This window comes from Egibacteraceae bacterium (assembly GCA_040905805.1).
GTDB lineage: Bacteria > Actinomycetota > Nitriliruptoria > Euzebyales > Egibacteraceae > DATLGH01.
This window is the reverse complement of the sequence record JBBDQS010000048.1, coordinates 1-15,549: the sequence shown is the minus strand read 5'-3', so window position 1 is coordinate 15,549 and position 15,549 is coordinate 1. Positions and strand designations below refer to the sequence as shown.

The 15,549-nt window shown below is 71.2% G+C and carries 19 protein-coding genes; 1 reads left to right on the top strand and 18 read right to left on the bottom strand.

Going from position 1 to position 15,549, the window contains the following annotated elements; all coding sequences use genetic code 11:
- Positions 1–27 precede the first annotated feature (27 nt).
- The 3 genes from WD250_05650 to WD250_05640 form a co-directional block, all read right to left on the bottom strand.
- Positions 28–195 (bottom strand): hypothetical protein, encoded by a 168-nt coding sequence (locus WD250_05650; protein ID MEX2619685.1) that lies wholly within the window; start codon positions 193–195, stop codon positions 28–30.
- Complete coding sequence (locus WD250_05645; protein MEX2619684.1) at positions 179–859, bottom strand: NAD(P)-binding protein; 681 nt, start codon at positions 857–859, stop codon at positions 179–181. Before WD250_05645 ends, WD250_05650 begins: the two co-directional genes overlap by 17 nt.
- A gap of 90 nt (positions 860–949) precedes the next feature.
- Positions 950–1,438 carry a hypothetical protein gene (locus tag WD250_05640; protein ID MEX2619683.1) on the bottom strand — a complete coding sequence of 163 codons (489 nt, stop codon included), beginning with the start codon at positions 1,436–1,438 and terminating at the stop codon, positions 950–952.
- A 184-nt stretch (positions 1,439–1,622) separates the two neighbouring features.
- Between WD250_05640 and WD250_05635 the strand changes: the two genes are divergently transcribed.
- Positions 1,623–2,705 carry a 3-oxoacyl-ACP synthase III family protein gene (locus tag WD250_05635; protein MEX2619682.1) on the top strand — a complete coding sequence of 361 codons (1,083 nt, stop codon included), beginning with the start codon at positions 1,623–1,625 and terminating at the stop codon, positions 2,703–2,705.
- Position 2,706: 1 nt separating this feature from the next.
- Here WD250_05635 and WD250_05630 read toward each other — a convergent pair whose 3' ends face one another.
- From WD250_05630 to WD250_05560, 15 genes are all read right to left on the bottom strand, one after another.
- Positions 2,707–3,213: an ester cyclase gene (locus tag WD250_05630; GenBank protein MEX2619681.1), complete on the bottom strand. Its 507-nt coding sequence runs from the start codon at positions 3,211–3,213 to the stop codon at positions 2,707–2,709.
- Positions 3,200–4,396, bottom strand: a complete 1,197-nt coding sequence (locus tag WD250_05625; GenBank protein ID MEX2619680.1) for an NAD(P)/FAD-dependent oxidoreductase — start codon at positions 4,394–4,396, stop codon at positions 3,200–3,202. The genes WD250_05630 and WD250_05625 overlap by 14 nt, the downstream gene beginning before the upstream one ends.
- Positions 4,393–4,608 carry a hypothetical protein gene (locus WD250_05620; protein MEX2619679.1) on the bottom strand — a complete coding sequence of 72 codons (216 nt, stop codon included), beginning with the start codon at positions 4,606–4,608 and terminating at the stop codon, positions 4,393–4,395. The genes WD250_05625 and WD250_05620 overlap by 4 nt, the downstream gene beginning before the upstream one ends.
- Positions 4,609–4,694: 86 nt before the next feature.
- Entirely contained in the window at positions 4,695–5,147 is a 453-nt protein-coding gene (locus tag WD250_05615; protein ID MEX2619678.1) for an anthrone oxygenase family protein, read from the bottom strand.
- Positions 5,147–5,590 (bottom strand): nitroreductase/quinone reductase family protein, encoded by a 444-nt coding sequence (locus tag WD250_05610; GenBank protein ID MEX2619677.1) that lies wholly within the window; start codon positions 5,588–5,590, stop codon positions 5,147–5,149. The genes WD250_05615 and WD250_05610 overlap by 1 nt, the downstream gene beginning before the upstream one ends.
- A 33-nt stretch (positions 5,591–5,623) precedes the next feature.
- The gene (locus WD250_05605; protein MEX2619676.1) at positions 5,624–6,154 is read right to left on the bottom strand and encodes an ester cyclase; all 531 of its coding nucleotides are present in this window, start codon (positions 6,152–6,154) and stop codon (positions 5,624–5,626) included.
- Positions 6,155–6,169: 15 nt separating this feature from the next.
- The gene (locus WD250_05600) at positions 6,170–7,717 is read right to left on the bottom strand and encodes an NAD(P)/FAD-dependent oxidoreductase (protein ID MEX2619675.1); all 1,548 of its coding nucleotides are present in this window, start codon (positions 7,715–7,717) and stop codon (positions 6,170–6,172) included.
- 9 nt (positions 7,718–7,726) lie between these two features.
- The gene (locus WD250_05595) at positions 7,727–10,069 is read right to left on the bottom strand and encodes a beta-ketoacyl-[acyl-carrier-protein] synthase family protein (GenBank protein MEX2619674.1); all 2,343 of its coding nucleotides are present in this window, start codon (positions 10,067–10,069) and stop codon (positions 7,727–7,729) included.
- A 24-nt stretch (positions 10,070–10,093) separates the two neighbouring features.
- A complete protein-coding gene (locus WD250_05590) occupies positions 10,094–11,368 on the bottom strand; it encodes a beta-ketoacyl-[acyl-carrier-protein] synthase family protein (GenBank protein MEX2619673.1) in 1,275 nt (424 codons plus the stop codon).
- Positions 11,365–11,766, bottom strand: coding sequence for a hypothetical protein (locus WD250_05585; GenBank protein MEX2619672.1), 402 nt, complete (start codon positions 11,764–11,766; stop codon positions 11,365–11,367). Before WD250_05585 ends, WD250_05590 begins: the two co-directional genes overlap by 4 nt.
- Positions 11,767–11,771: 5 nt before the next feature.
- Complete coding sequence (locus WD250_05580) at positions 11,772–13,043, bottom strand: beta-ketoacyl-[acyl-carrier-protein] synthase family protein (GenBank protein ID MEX2619671.1); 1,272 nt, start codon at positions 13,041–13,043, stop codon at positions 11,772–11,774.
- On the bottom strand, positions 13,040–13,492 hold the full coding sequence (locus WD250_05575) for a hypothetical protein (GenBank protein ID MEX2619670.1): 453 nt from the start codon (positions 13,490–13,492) through the stop codon (positions 13,040–13,042). Before WD250_05575 ends, WD250_05580 begins: the two co-directional genes overlap by 4 nt.
- A 16-nt stretch (positions 13,493–13,508) precedes the next feature.
- Positions 13,509–13,925: a holo-ACP synthase gene (gene acpS, locus WD250_05570; GenBank protein ID MEX2619669.1), complete on the bottom strand. Its 417-nt coding sequence runs from the start codon at positions 13,923–13,925 to the stop codon at positions 13,509–13,511.
- Complete coding sequence (locus WD250_05565; GenBank protein MEX2619668.1) at positions 13,903–14,313, bottom strand: phosphopantetheine-binding protein; 411 nt, start codon at positions 14,311–14,313, stop codon at positions 13,903–13,905. The genes acpS and WD250_05565 overlap by 23 nt, the downstream gene beginning before the upstream one ends.
- 41 nt (positions 14,314–14,354) lie before the next feature.
- Entirely contained in the window at positions 14,355–15,125 is a 771-nt protein-coding gene (locus tag WD250_05560) for a 3-oxoacyl-ACP reductase family protein (protein MEX2619667.1), read from the bottom strand.
- Positions 15,126–15,549 lie beyond the last annotated feature (424 nt).

Below are 15,549 nucleotides of genomic sequence, written 5' to 3'. Positions count from 1 at the left end.
AGAGGGCGTACTGGTCGGCGTAGAGGTTCAGGGTTCAGGTAACCCCGCCTCACCGGTCAGACACCACCGGTCGGGCGAGTACATCTGACCGGTGCCGTACGCGACGTCCTCGACCGTGAGGAAATCCATGACCTCGTCGCGGCGGCTGTCCAGCGTCGCGGCCAACTGCGGCTCGTGCTCACCCAACCAGTCCACGAACGCCTCCAGCGACGCGATCCGCCCGAACGGGTGGAACCGCGGGTCCGCGCACACCCCGATGCTGATCGGCCCCGACGCCAGCTGGATCAACCACACCCAGTACCCCTGCCCGGCCAGATGGTTGGTCGCGAAGCGGCGCGCCCTGCAGCAGGCTGACCCGATGCCCGTCGGCCGAGAGCTCGACGTCCTCGACCCGGCAACCGCGCAGCACCACGCTGCCTTCCGCCCGGTTGCGGTCCCACAACGTGTTCTCCAACAGGCCCCGGTCAAGCTGGTAGGTCGCAATCTGCGGGTGCAACGGCGTGCTGAACTCGACACGCTCGGCGATGTCCAGGTTGCCCCCCGCAGAGAAGAAGAAGCGCAACCCGTTCTTGCGGACCTGCGCCTCCCGCAGATACTCACCCAAGCCCAACACGTTCGCGAAGTAGTGCGCCCCGACCTCCGACGTCGACTCACCGACCTTGAACGCCGCCGACCTCGGCCGATACGCCCGACGCTCGGCGACCACCACCGACAGCCCAGGCGCAGCCCGCCGCAGCTGCAACGCAAGGCTCAAACCCGCCAGCCCACCACCCAACACGACCACATCGGCGACCTCGTCGGCCACATCCACCAGACGCGCCGAGTCCTCGGCCGCCCCACCACTCCCCCCCGATGGCATGTCTTCCTCCTCCCCGTCCGCCGGAGGTACCAGAGCCCGGACTGCCGGTCGACGGCGACCGGGACAACCTCGGTCGACGGCGACCGGCGGTCAGCCGAGCAGCTGAAGGATCTGCTCGCCGGCCCCGGGGCCTGACGCGCTGCCCAGCACCTTGCCGCCCTCGTCCACGAGCACCGCGACCGCCGCCTTGTCGACGTCGCCCACGTCGAAGCCGGCCGTGACCGAGCCGTCGTAGTCCGGCAGCATGACCACGACCTTGGACGCATCCGCGGGAAAGGCCTTCCCCTGCTGCGCGTAGTCGGCCTTCGCCATCTCGACGGCCTCGGCGTAGCCCTTCTTCAGCTGCGACTTGGCGACACGATGCATCACCCGCGGGAGGCTGCTGACGTCGACGATCAGCAGGACCGGCAACTCCTCGGCGTCGTAGCGCTGGCGGATCGCCTGGGTCGCCTGCTTCGCCTGGTCAGCGCTGTTGCGCGCCGCGAACATCACCACCTTCTTCCCCGGGTGGTCGCTCAGGCTCACCGTATGACCTTCGAGGTGGCCGATCGTGAAGTCTGGCGCCTGTTGCACAGCCATGTGCCCCACCTTTCCCTCGCCCCAGGGCCGCCCATCACCGTGCGACAGTCCCCCGGCCCCAACCACCGGAACCTACACCCGGCCGCGACGCCCGTCTACGGGCTGCGACGGAACGGATGGGCCTTGACCCTCATGAGGCGGAGGGGGAACATGGCCGCCGGGCCTTTGAGCGAAAGCGGGCAGCATGGGCAGGGTGCACATCATCGGCACGGGGGGTTACCAGCCCGGTGACCCGATCGACAACGACCAGATCGAGCGGTTGGTCGGGTCGCTCTCCCCCGACGTGCAGGAGGGCATCTCGATCCAGCAGCGGTACTGGATGATCGACCCCGAGACCGGCGAGCACCACGAGAGCAACACCGACATGGCCTACAAGGCGACGGTCAGGGCCTTGGAGACCGCCGGGGTCGAAGCGGGTCAGCTCGGCCTGATGATCCAGTCCACCGGGACCCCCGAGTACCACCTGCCCGCGTGTGTGAACCTGCTGCAGGAGCGGCTCGGTCTCGAGCGCTGCGCCACCATGGAGCTGCGGTCCGGGGGCGCGGGCGGTGTCCAGGGGCTCGACATCGCGCGGATGATGCTGGAGCGCGGTGACCACGAGTTCGCCCTCGTCGTGGGCAGCGAGGCGATCTCGCCGGTCATGGCTCCGGTGTTCGTGGGCAAGGACCCGAACAAGATCCGCATGCGTGACCGGCTGCCCCTGTACATGTTCGGGGACGGGGCCGGAGCCTTCGTGCTACAGGCCACCGACAGCGACCAGGGCGGGATCATCGGCTCGGCGCAGTGCGCCATCGGTGGCACCAGGAAGGCGGGGATCCACTCGATCGGTGGCGGCACGCACGCGCCGATCCACGAGCAGCTGAGCAGGAAGCGCCTGGTCGACCTCCAGGTCGACGTGGTCGGCGCCGGCGACTTCACCCCGCAGATGGTGGTGGATTCGCTCGCGGACACCCTCGGCCGCAGCGGCATCGCCGCCGAGAGCGTCGACTGGTGCCTGATCCCCGAGGGCAACGTCGGGTGGATGCTCGACTCGCTTGCCGAGCACGGTCTGCTGACCGACGAGTGGAAGGCGATGGAGGGCAAGATCTTCGACAACCTCGCCATGACCGGGGCTTGCGGCTCCGCGGCGGTGCCGCTGTTCCTCGACCACGCGTGGCGCAGGGGCATGATCCAACCCGAACAGCGGGTGGTGCTCATCGGTGTGGAGGCGACCAAGTGGATCTACGCAGGCGTCGTCGTCGACTGGACCGCCGCCACCCCCGCATGAGCTAGCGCCGGCGCCGCCGGGCCAGGCGGTCCTTGCAGCGGATCCCGAAGGCCAGCGCACCGGCCACCGGGCGGGGCATCTGCCCCTTGGGCATGAGCCCGAGCTGTTGGGCCAGCCCCATCCTGTCCGCCTCCTGCCAGCCCTCCACGATGCGTCCGTCCTTCATGCGGACCATGCTGATGGCGTGCAGCGTGGCGACACGGTCGGTCGGCGGGATGCCGTTGAAGGGCCCCGCCTGGGTTGCCGTCGCGCTCCAACGCACGACGACCATGTCGCCTTCGGCGACGACCTCGTGGATGTCCATGGTCATGTCGGGCATCCCGGTGCGGACCCGCTCCATGGCGACGCGCACGCCCTCCCGGCCGGGTGGCAGCTCGCCCTCCCGGACCTGGTCGTGGAAGACCGCGTCCTCGGCGACGACCTCCTCCGCGACCGTCCAGTCGCCCCGGTTCCAGGCCTCTTCGAGGTAGCGGCGGATGACCGCCTTGTTCTCCTCAGGTGTCGGCACGTTCGCCTCCTCGTTCGGTCAGCATCGCCGGGTGCCCCCGCAGGTCGCGCTTCAGGGCCCCGACCGTCCCTCCCCGCCGGCCTGCGGCCACGAAGGCCTCGTTCAGCTTGGGGCCCAACGGCCAGTCCCACGAGGAGGCGGCGCCGACCAGCCGCGACATCCGCACCAGCGGTGTGGTGACCCAGCGCCGCAGGTCCTCGTAGGTGCGCAGCCCGGCGAGCACGGGCTTGTCGGACAGGTGGGCGGCCAGGGTGACCGCGTCCGTCAGGGACGTGCCGGCGCCCTGGCCGAGGTCGAAGGTCATGGCGTGCGCGGCGTCGCCGAGCAACGTGACCCTGCCGCGACCCCAGCGGCGCAGCGGCGGCCGGTCGAGCGTGTCACGCCGGTGGATGGCCTTCGGGGGGGTCGCCGCCAGGAGCGCGGCGGCTGTCGGGTCCCACCCGCGGAAGAACGAGGTCAGCTCGTCGTAGTCGCCGTAGCGGTCACCTGCCGGTCCCGGCGGGGCGTTGCGGACGCACCACCAGCACACCCGCCCGTCACCGATGTGGAAGAACGCGAACCGGGCGCCGTCGCCGTGCAGGACGCGGAACACCCCTGGAGGCGCGCCGCCGTCGCCGTCCGCGATCGCCGACCAGTGGGCGTACCCGGGATGTCGGGCCGGCTCGAGACCGTGCAGGTGGGCGCGCACGGACGAGTCGAGCCCGTCGGAGCCGACGAGGACGTCGCCGCTCTCCCGGCGTCCGTCGGTGAACGTGGCGGTCACCGTGACCGAGTCCTGCACCACATCCCGGAAGGTCGCGCCGAGGTGCAGCGCGTCCTTGTCGAGCGCGTCGGTGAGCACACCGAGGAGGTCGGCCCGGCGGACCGCCACCGGCATCACCCCGAGCGACTGTCCGTGCTCGCCGACGTCGGCGGCGCTCAGCACGCGGGCGTTCGCGCCGCACATCTCGAAGCGCGTGACCGGGTGCCCGCGCGCATGGACCTTGTCCGCGAGACCGAGCTGGGACAACGACATCACGCCCGCGAACCACAGGACGTAGCAACCGCCGACATGGGTCCGGGCAAGATCAGGGGACCGTTCGAACACCTGCGCGTCGAGCCCGGCCTGCCGCAGCGCCACCCCTGCCGCGGTCCCGCCGATGCCGCCGCCGATGATCAGCACGCGCTTTGCGCTGGTTGTCATGTCACCTCACCACCCCTTTCCGGACGAGCGCCCGGCACTGCCTCCATGTCCGTGACACCCTTGCGGTCTTCCTCGAAGCCCGTGCACTCGGCTGCCAGGCGCAGCACGTCCTCGACCGACCGGGCAGCTTCGAACACGACGGCGTCCAGCCCTGCCTGCCGGAGGGCGATGACAGCGACCACACCGCCGAGGCCGCCGCCGACGACGAGCACCCTGGTCCCTGCCATGGAGCCCCCTCCCGCCGGCACCCGACGCCGACCGCCCTTCTCGCGCCTTGGAGTCTAACCCGCCGGCACCGTCAGCGGACGACGGCGGCCACCGCGACCAGGACGAGCGCGGCCAGGTCGCAGACGACCCGCACGGCGTGCAGCCGCAGCCACCGTGCACGCCAGCCGTACCACTCGTCCGCCGGCGTGGTCTCATCAGCCCCGAGCTGGCTGGTGTTGAGCGGCATGAGACCGGCGAAGGTCACGATGAGCATCGCGACCAGCGCCGCGCCGGCGAGGAGCAGCAGCACGGATGGGGTGCCGTCGAGGACCAACGCCGTGACGAACGTCACGGCGATCGTGATCGGCATCAGCACGGGCATGACCCGCCCGAAGCGCGCGACGACCGCTTGGGCGGCGGGCCGCCCGGACGCGTAGGGAACCCGGTCCAGGGCGGGGTGGATGACCACGAGCGTCCCGATCTCGTTGCCGGCCACCACCCCGACGAGCACGATCGTCGCCACCAGTGCGATCTCGACGAGCATCACCGCGACCCCTCGAGGACGACCTCGATGCCGACCCGGCCCGCGGCCACGCCGCGCGCGACCTCCGCGTCGCTCACCCGCCCGCCCTCCCGGGCCAGATGCGCCGGTTTGGCATAGGAGGGGATCGCGTCGAGCAGTCGGCGGATGATGGCCGCGGCCTCCTCGGGGTCGGTGATCGCCGTCGCCGTGCCCGCGACGGTGCGACCCCGCAAGCGCAGGCGCACCGGGGCACCCCCGGCCACGTTGCGCCACCACGGCGAGTCGGTCGACAGCAGGACACGGTCGCCGTCGCGGACGTAGGCGATCGGCGTGGCGTAGCGGCGACCGCTCTTGCGGCCGGTGAACTCGATGATCGCATAGCGACCGCTCATGATCGGGTGCAGGGGCGAGCGCAGGATGAGCGAGGGAAAGACGTTCCTGACACGGTCCGCTGCGCTGGGCATGGCTGCTCCCGCGACTCGATTCGGTTGACGTCGCTACCGGGTCGCCTCGGGTCGGTCCCCCGACGAGCGGCGCCGGGCCAGCCGGTCGCGGAGGCGGATACCGGCCACCATGGCCCGGGCCAGCGGACGGGGCATCCGCCCGGGCATGAGACCGAGCTGGCGCGCCACGCCCATCTGGTCGAGCTCCGCCCAGCCCTCGGCGATGCGCCCGTCCTCCATGCGCACGACGACGAGGCCGTTCACCGTCCCCGAACGGTAGGTCGGGGGGAATCCCTGGAACTCACCGCGGTGCACGGCGTCGGACGTGAAGCGGAACACGACCCGGTCGCCCTCCGCGATGACGTCGTGGATCTCCATCGTCATGTCCGGCCCGAATGCCTTCTGGAACCGGCGCATGTTCTCCTGCGCGGCGGCCCTGCCGGGCGGGAAGCTGCCCTCCCGGACGAGGTCGTGGAAGACCGCGTCGGGGGCGACGAACTCGTCGAACCTCGAGGGGTCGTTCTTGTTCCAGACCTCCTCGATGTAGCGCAGGACGATCTGCTTGTGCTCGTCGGCGGTGGTCACGTTGGGCGCTCCTTCCTACCCGACCAGGTCGGGGAGGTCGGTGGGACGGAAGGTCGGGACCGCGTCGTGGGCAAGCCCCCGGTGTGCCGCCACCATCCGGGCTGTCATGACCCCCGACAGCAGGACGCGGAAGGAGCTCGGACCCTCCTCGGTCCAGTGCCCCGACAGGTAGAGCCCGTCGATGGGGGTGTCGTGGTGGAGGCGCTTGCTGCCCACCTGCTGGGGCGTCACCGCCCAGCCGTAGATTGCGCCGCGGTGGTTCAGGGTGCGCCGCTGGAGCGTCTCCGGCGTCGCGGACTCGGCGAAGGTGATGTGCCCGCAGACCCCCGGGTAGAGACGGTCGAGATCGGCCATCACCGACTCGCTGAAGCGATCCTTCTCCTGGTCCCAGGGACGCTCGAGCTCGTAGGGGGCGAGGGCGGTGAGGATGAGCAGGTGCTCGCCGGGCGGCGCCAGGGAGGGGTCCACGATCGTGGGGACGTTCACCCACATCCCACCCGGCTCGCCGGCAAGGATGTCGCGGTAGGTGTCGTCGTGGTCCCAGTGGCGGTAGACGAAGGTCTCGTGCACCGCGCCGGCGGCGGCCAGGTCCATGTCGGTGGCGGCGTAGAGCACGTAGGCCGACAGGGCGGGCTCGAAGCGCTGGAGACGCCTGACGAACCGCGCCGGCAGGTGCTCGGGACCGACCAGCTGCTCGAACGTGAGCCGTGCGTCGGCGTTGGAGATGACGACGGGGGCACGCAGCTGCCGGCCGTCAGCCAGCCGCACACCGCGCGCCTGGCCCCCCTCCACGACGATGCTGGTCACCTCGGTGCCGACGGCGAGCTCCCCGCCGTCGCGGGCGAGTGCCTCGACGAGCGCGTCCGCCACGCGCTGGAAGCTACCGCGGCTGTAGTAGGAGCCCCCGTCGACCACCACGCTGGTGACCTGGGAGAAGACGAAGAACGACAGGCGTGACGGCGGCAGCCCCAGGTACGGCCACATCGCCGAGCACACCGCCTTGGCGCGGGGATCCTGCAGGCACTCGTCGAGGACGTCGGCGACGGTGGCGTTGCGGTAACGGAAGAACGTCGGGAAGTCCCGGACCATGTCGTCGAGATTGCGCAGGGAGACCTGCATGGCCAGGTGCGTGGCGTCCTGGAAGAAGCGGGCGTGCAGATCGTAGAGCGCCCGGATCCCATCCGCCTCGTGGGGGAAGCGGCTGACGTGCGCGTCGATGATCGCGTCGTGACCGGAGGGGACCGTCAGCTCGAAGTCCGGGAAGGCCGTCCGGTAGAGGTCGGGAAGACGGACGAGGTCGCAGCGCTCCCGCACCTCGAGGTGGCGCAGCAGCAGGTCGACGCTGCGTCCCTCCTTGCCCTCCACGAGGACGTGGATGGCCGGGTCGAAGACCCGCCCGTCGCGGCGGAACGTATGCGCGTACCCACCCGGCCCGTCCTGGCGCTCGACGACGAGCACGTGCTGCCCGGCCTTGGCCAGGAGCGCGGCGGCCGACAGCCCGCCGAGCCCCGCGCCCACGACGATGACGTCGTAGGTGTCTGCGGTGGGATCCGTGGTCGTCACCGCCGAGGTCTATCCACCGGCGGGGCCGAGCACCACCGCGAAGTGCGTGCCGCCGAGCGAGCTCGAGTTGACCACGACGGGATTCACACGGTCCCCGCGCCGGAACGCCTCCAGGGCCAGAGCCGCGCACAGGCTGCCGCCGGCGCCCATCGGCTCCCCGAGCCGCCGCTTGACCTCGACGACCTCGGCCCCGTCGCCGAACACCCGCCGGATGGCGCCGGCCTCCGGCTCGTCGGCCTCCGCCAACCCGGCGGCGCTCGCGTACACCGCCTCGATCCGGTCGGCCTCCAGCCCGGCCTGCTCCAACGCCAGGCGCATCGCCCGCTCCATGCCGTTTCCCTCAGGGTCCCACCGTCCGATGCCGAGACCGTCGGAGGCGATCCCGTAGCCGAGGATCTCCCCGTAGGGGATGTGTCCCCGGGCCGCCGCGGCGCCATGGCGCTCGCACACCAGCGCCACGCCGGCCTCCGCCAGCGGGAAGCCCTTCCCGCTGCCGTCGCCCAGCACCCCGAGCCCCCGGTAGGCGGCGATGACCGTGTCGGTCAGCGCATCTGCCCCGAGCGCGATCAGCACGTCCGCATGGTCTGCGGCCGCGAGGTCGTAGGCACAGACAAGCGAGGACGAGCCTGCCGCATGGCCGGCCGTGACGGTGGTCGTCGGACCCACCACCCCGACCTTGATGGCGACCTGTCCCGCCGCGGCGTTGTACACGGTGTTGGGGAAGATCGCGGGGTTGGCCGCTCGCGGCCCCTCGGCGAACAGCGGAGCGGAGAAGTCCTCCATCGACTCCATCGGGCCGACACCGGTGCCGAGGATCACACCGACACGCTCGCGGTTGCCCTCCTCGATCTCGATGCCCGCGTCGGTGAGGGCCGAGCGGGCGGCGATGATCGAGAAGACCCCGAGCCGATCGACGCGCTTGCGCTCGCGGGGGGTGAGGAAGTCACCCGGCCGCACGTCGACCCGGCCGAGTGGGACGCCGTCCTCGGACACGGTGAGGTCACGGCCGCCGGCCGCCGCCTCGTACAGCGCCTCGAGCGTCGTCCCGGCCGCAGTCAGGGCCCCGATCCCGGTCACCACCACCCGATCAGGCGGCGGGACGGCGTGGGCGGCAACGGCGGCCCCGGGCGCTCTGAACACGACGGAGCAGTTGGCGCCGCCGAAGGCGAAGTTGTTCGACACCGCCACGTCGATGGTCATGGCCCGGTTCACGTTCGGCACGTAGTCGAGGTCGCAGTCCGGGTCCGCCTCGGTGAAGTTGGCGGTCGGCGGGGCGAGCTGCTCCTCGATCGCCCGGACCGTCACGATGCCCTCCACCGCCCCCGCGGCGCCGAGGAGGTGCCCGACCATGGACTTGGTGCTGCTCACCGCGACCCGCCGGGCGTCCTCCTCGCCGAGCCCCACCTTGGTCGCCCTGGTCTCCGCAGGGTCGTTCTTCGACGTACCGGTGCCGTGGCTGTTCACGTAGTCCACGTCGGCCGTGGAGACGCCCGCGGCGCGCAGCGCGCCCTGGATGGCCCGTGCCGCCCCGAAGCCCTCCGGATGCGGTGCCGTCGCGTGGTAGCCGTCCGCCGACAGGCTGTAGCCCGCGACCTCAGCCAGCATGGGGGCGCCGAGCCGCTCGGCGATGTCGTCGCGGACGAGCACCAGCATGCCGCTGCCCTCACCGAGTGACAGGCCCTGGCGGTCCTTCGAGTACGGCGCGGCCGGCTCGGGCGAGAGCGACTCGAGCGAGTTGAACCCGGCCAGGAGGACGTCTGAGAGTCCGTCGGTGCCCCCGGTCACGACGGCGTCGGCCTGACCGCGGCGGATGAGCTCGGCGCCGTAGCCGATGGCGTTCGCCCCGGCGGCGCAGGCGGTGTCCACCGACAGGACGGGGCCCCGCAACCCGTACGCCCCGGCGATCGCCTCGGCGATGGCTTGCGGCGGCACGAGCAGCACGAGCCTCGGGTCGGGTTCCCGGTTGTTCATGCGCTGGCGGAACCAGTGGGCGCCGCTCAGGAGCCCCGCGTTGCAGGTGCCGACGACCACCCCCCAGCGCTCAGGGGCAACGGCGTCGAAGTCGATGCCCGCGGCGTCGAATGCCTCCTCGGCCGCGGTGAGCGCGAAGTCGTAGGCACGGTCGGAGAAGCCACCCGGCCTGAGGTAGTCGTGCTTGGGCGTGGGGACCTCGGCGACCTCGCCCGCGATCCGCGTACGGTAGCCGTCCATGGGCAGGTGGTTGACGGGACGGATCGCCACCCGCCCGTTCTTGACCCCATCCCAGAACGACGCCTGCGTCGCGCCCTGGGACGTGACGGCCCCGAGGCCCGCGACCATCACCCGAACCGGGTGGGAAGTCTCTGTCGCCATCGGATCTCCTCCTGTCTGTGGTTGTCACACCGCCCGCAAGGCGAGCGCGACGTTCTGGCCCTCGAGGCCGCGCGCGAGCGCGAGGGCGCCGTTGACCGGGGTCTCGCGCGCCGACCCGGGGACCCAGTCGAGGTCGCAGTGGCGGTCCGGGTCCGTGAGGTTGAGCGTCGGCGGCACCACACCGTGGCGGACCGCCAGCGCCGCCACGGCGACGTTGAGTGCGCCGGCCGCCGCGACGAGGTGGCCGGTGGCCGGCTTGATGCTGCTCGCCATCACGTCGTCTGCGGCCGCACCGAGGGCCGTGCGCAGGGCGAGCGTCTCGCTCGGGTCGCCCAGCCGGGTCGCGGCCCCGTGCGTGGCCACGTAGTCGATCGCGCCGAGGTCGTCGCCGGCGTCGCGCAGGGCGGCACGGACCGCGTTGACCAGACCACGGCCTTCGGGATTGGGGGTCAGCAGGCCTTCCGCGTCGTTGCCCCCGCCGAAGCCCACGACCTTGGCGTACACGTTGGCGTCGCGGGCCTTGGCCTGCTCGGCGGTCTCCAGCACGACGACGGCCGCTCCCTCGCCGAGCACCGAGCCGCTGCGGTCGCGGTCGTAGGGCCGGAAGGCCTCGGCGCCGAGGTCGTTGCGGGTGGAAAGCACCCCGAGCCCGTCCATCTTGGCCATCGACCACCAGGAGACCGCTTCGTCGAACCCCCCGGCGACGGCGACGTCCGCCTCGCCGCGGCGGACGGCGCGGAAGGCCCGCCCGATCGCGGTCATCCCCGAGTCCGCGGTGCCGTGGAAGTAGGCGTTGGCGCCCTTCATCCCGAACGCCTCCGAGACGTAGAACAGCGCCCCTGCCTGCAGGCCCTCGACGTAGAACAACGGGTGGAACTGCTTGACACCGTCGGTTGCCAGCCGGGCCATCGTCGCCACGCCGTCGGGGCCGCGTGAGGCGAGGATCGCGTCGGCGACCTTCATCGGGTTGGAGATCTCCTTGTTGCCACCGAGGAAGGCCGCCGTGCGCAAGGGGTCGATGGTGGTCAGGTCGGCCCCCGCGTCCGCGACGGCGAGCTTGGCGGCGGCGGTGGCGAACTGCTCGTTGCGGGTCATGAGCCGCAGCGAACGCCGCTCGGCGAACGCCGTGGGGTCGAAGTCGGAAATCTCGGCACCGATGCGCGTGTGCAGGGTCGACGCGTCGAACCCTTCGAGCGGCCCGATCCCGCTGCGCCCCTCCACGAGACCGCTCCACGTCGCCTCCGCGCCGACGCCGAGGGCGGTGAGCACGCCGACGCCCGTGACGACGACGTCTCTCACCGAGCACCCCCTTCGGCGTGCTCCGCCCGGGCCATCCGCAGCCGGCCGACCGTCGTGACGGGTTTGCCGTCGACGCTGGCGGTCGCCGTGCAGGTCGCCGTGGACGCCGTGGCGTCCTTGACCTCGATGGACAGGGCGAGCTGGTCACCGGGTTGCACGAAGTGGCGGAAGCGCACGCGCTCGGCCTGGGCGAGACGCCACCACCCGTCCCCCTCGTCGAGCACCTTCGCGGCGAGCAGGCCCATGCTGCCGAGAATCAGCACGCCGGGCAGGACCGGGAAGCGGGGGAAATGGGTGTCGAAGATAATCAGGCTGTTCGGCACGTTGCGGATGGCGCTGCCGCGCTTCCCGCGCTCGAGGCTCAGGACGCGGTCGAGGACGACCAGGGGCGCAGGCACGGGACTCAACCTTCCACGTCGTCGGGGTCGGACCGGCGGACGACCAGCGCCGCGTTGGTGCCGCCGAAGGCGAAGGCGTTGACGAGCGCCGCGTCGACGCGCATCGGCCTGGCCGTGTTCGGGACGTAGTCGAGGTCCAGCTTCGGGTCGGGCGTCTCCAGGTTGATCGTCGGGGGGACGACGTGTTCGCGCACCGCGCCCATCGTCGCCAGGAGCCCGAGACCGCCGGCCCCAGACGTGAGGTGGCCCGCCATCGACTTCGTGGAGCTGATCGCCAGGTCGTACGCGTGCGGCCCGAAGACCGTCTTGATCGCGACGGTCTCGCAGAGGTCGTTGCCCGCGGTTCCCGTGCCGTGACCGGCGATGTAGTGGATGTCGGTGGCGTCGAGACCCGACTCCCGCAGGGCCGCGGCCATGGCGGCGTCCGGTCCCTTGCCGTCCGACGGCGCGTCGGTGATCCGGTAGGCGTTCATGCTGCTGCCGTATCCGGCGAGCTCGGCGAGGATGGGTGCGCCCCGCCCGCGGGCGCCGTCGAGGTCCTCGAGCACGACCATGACGGACCCCTCGCCGATCACGAAGCCGGCCCGGTCGGCGCTGAAGGGCCGTGACGCGCGCTCCGGCTCGTCCTCATACTCGGTCGTCAGGGCCCCCAGGAGGGCGAAGCCCAACACGTCCATCCACGTCGTCAGGGCGTCGTACCCACCGGTGACGACCATGCTCGCGTCGCCCTCCTGGACCAGGCGGAAGCCCTCGCCGATCGCGTGCACCGCGCCGGCGCAGGCCGTGCTGATGTTCACCATCGGACCCTGGCAGTCACCGTAGCGGCTGATGGCCAGGGCGCCCACGTTCTGGTCGCGCAGCAAGACGCTGGACGGCGACTGTCTCGGGACCCGCCGTCCCTCGGTGCGGGCGTACTCCTCGAGGATGTCGCTGACCTCTTGCAGCTCCGGTCGGCCCACGCTGCTGGCGACCGACACGCCGCGGCTCGCGGGCGGGTAGGCGTCGGCGAGCCCGGCGGAGTCGAGCGCCTCGGCGGCGGCCGCCAGGCCGAACGACGCCGAGCGGGACAGGTGGCGTCGCATGCTCTCGTCGGCGTAGCTCGGGTCCAGCTCGAAGTCGGTCACGGTCCCGGCGATGCGCACGGGGAAGCCCTCGGGGTCGAACGTGCTGATCCGGGTGACGCCGCTGCGACCCTCGATCAGCCCCGCCCAGGTCGTCTTGGCGTCGTTGCCGAGCGGCGTGACCGCACCGATCCCGGTGATCGCCACCCGCTTCATGTCGCCACCACGTCGCGCAGGAGCGTGTCGCGCAGGCGGTTGGTGTCCTCGATGCCCTGGAGGTCCTCGGCGTCGATCAGCGCGCACATGATGTCGCGGGCCTCCATCACCGCGGTGTCCCCGACGGTGGCCGTCCCCGAGAGAACCGCCATCTCGTCGGTCATGGACTCGACCGTGCCGACGAGGTCGATCACATCTCCGGGTTCCACGTCGGCGAGGAAGGACACCGACGCGACGGAGAGCAACGCGGCGCGCTTGCGCGTGTCGGTGGAGATCATGATCAGCCAGGTCCCCGCCTGGCACAGCGCCTCGAGCACGAGCGGCGGGGGCATGATCGGGCCCGCCGGCGAGTCCTCCCAGTACGACTCGCTCACCGACGTCACCTTGCGTGCCCGCACGACGGTCGACGGCTCGTAGCTGTCGATCCGGTCGATGAGATGAAAGCGCATCCTCTTGCCTCCCGATTCAGCGCGGGTAGACCGCGATGGCGTGGGCGACGGCGAGATCGCCGGTGTGCGCCACGGAGACGTCCACGGACGCGAGCCCGCCGCGTCGTGCCGCCGCCGCCACCGCCCCGCCCAGGCGCACCCTGGGTCGGCCACCCGGTTCGCTCGTGATCTCCACGTCGGTCCAGTTCATCCTCGGGCCGAGGCCGGTGCCGAAGGCCTTCAGCACCGCCTCCTTCGCGGCGAAGCGCCCGGCCAACCGTTGGACCCGCCGACGACCGCCGAGGCCTTCGAGCTCGCGATCGGTGAACACCCGTTGCGTGACGGCGGGCTGCTCGCTCAGCAAGCGCTCGACCCGACCGATGCTGACGATGTCGATGCCGACCCGAATGGTCGGACTGGCCTGCTCGCCCTCAGCCGGCGGAGGTTTCGGCACGGGCCGCGACCATGTCCACCAGGTTCTGGACCGTGAACAGGTTGATGACGTCCTCGGCCTTGAGGTTGCCCGACAGCTCGTCGGTGTCGATCTGCGGCATGGCGGTCTTCAGCTGGGCCAGACCGCGATCGTTGATGATCTCGTTCTCGTCGGAGAACTCCTCGTCGGGGATGCCGCCCTGGAGGTGGTCGGCCAGGTCCGAGGCCTGGATCTTCACACCGAGGGACCGTTCGAGCCGGAACAGGATGTCGAGCAGGTCGATCGACTCGGCGCCGAGCTCGTCCATCAGGGTGGCGTCCAGTGTCACCTCGTCGTCCTCGAGGGCGAGCGCCTCGGCCACGGCCGTCTGCACCTCGCTGCTGATCTTGTCTTTCGTCAACTGCGTCATTTCTCGGATCCTTTCCTGTAGCGGAGCTCCTGCGGAGGAACCTAGTCCGGCCGGCCGAGGCCCAGCACCGCCTGTGCGCCACCGTCGACGGGGACCAGGGTGCCGGTCATGTAGCTCGAGTCGGGTCCGGCGAGGAAGGTCGCGACGTTGGCGATCTCCTCGACCTTGCCGAGCGCGCGCATCGGCAGCTGCTTCTTGATGCCCTTGCCGCCGTCACGCTCGACGAGGCCGGCGACGAGGTCCGTGGGGGCGAAGCCGGGCAGGACCGCGTTCACGCGGATGCCGAAGCGCGCGAGCTCGAGGGAGGCGCACCGGGTGAAAGCGTTGACCGCGGCTTTGGAGGCGGCGTAGTTCGACTCGCCGGTCCATCCGCGTTCGCCCATGACCGAGGAGATGTTGACGATGACGCCGTCTCGCTGCGCCATGAAGTGGGACATGACGGCCTTCGTGCAGTTGAACACGCCGCCGAAGTTGACCTTCATGACGTCGAGCCAGTCCTCGGGCTCCATGTTGAAGATCAGCGCGTCGCGAGCGATTCCCGCGTTGTTCACGAGCACGTGCAACCCGCCGAGCCCGCCGATGGTCTCCTCGACGATGCGGCCGGCCGCCTCGTAGTCGGCCACGTCGCCGCCGACCGCGATCGCCTTGCCTCCGCCATCCTCGATCTCGCGCACGACCTCGTCGGCCTCGGATTGACGGGAGCGGTAGTTGACCGCCACCGCCGCACCCTCCGCCGCGAGCGCCGACGCGATGGCCCGCCCGATCCCACGCGATGCCCCGGTGACCAGGGCGACCCGACCTGACAGCTTCATGCTCCGACCCCTCGCCCGAGCGCCGGACCGGCGGTGGCACGCTGCCAAGCCGCCCCGGTCGCTCGCTCGCCTCCCGACCCTGCCCGCCGCACACCTCGGTCCCTTGGAACAGAGCCCGCGGACGCCACCGTGGTGGGCACCGCGACGTTGCAAGGAGCAGCATCATACAACTCCACACCAGTGTCAGGGGGGGAATTCTGCCGGCGGCCGAGCTCAGCCCCCAGGCGCCCACGTCGCGCAGCGGTAGCGCCCGTACCAGGCATCTCGTCGGAACCGGCAAGCGGTCACGGTGGAGCCCCGGGTTATGATGCACGCGTCGGAGCAAGCGGTGGAGGTGAGGCGGGCCTGATGAGCGACACCCGGCTGACTCGTGAATCGCCCGAGCCCGCGAGGGCGATTCTCTGCTGTGCCGGGTGTGGGGGGG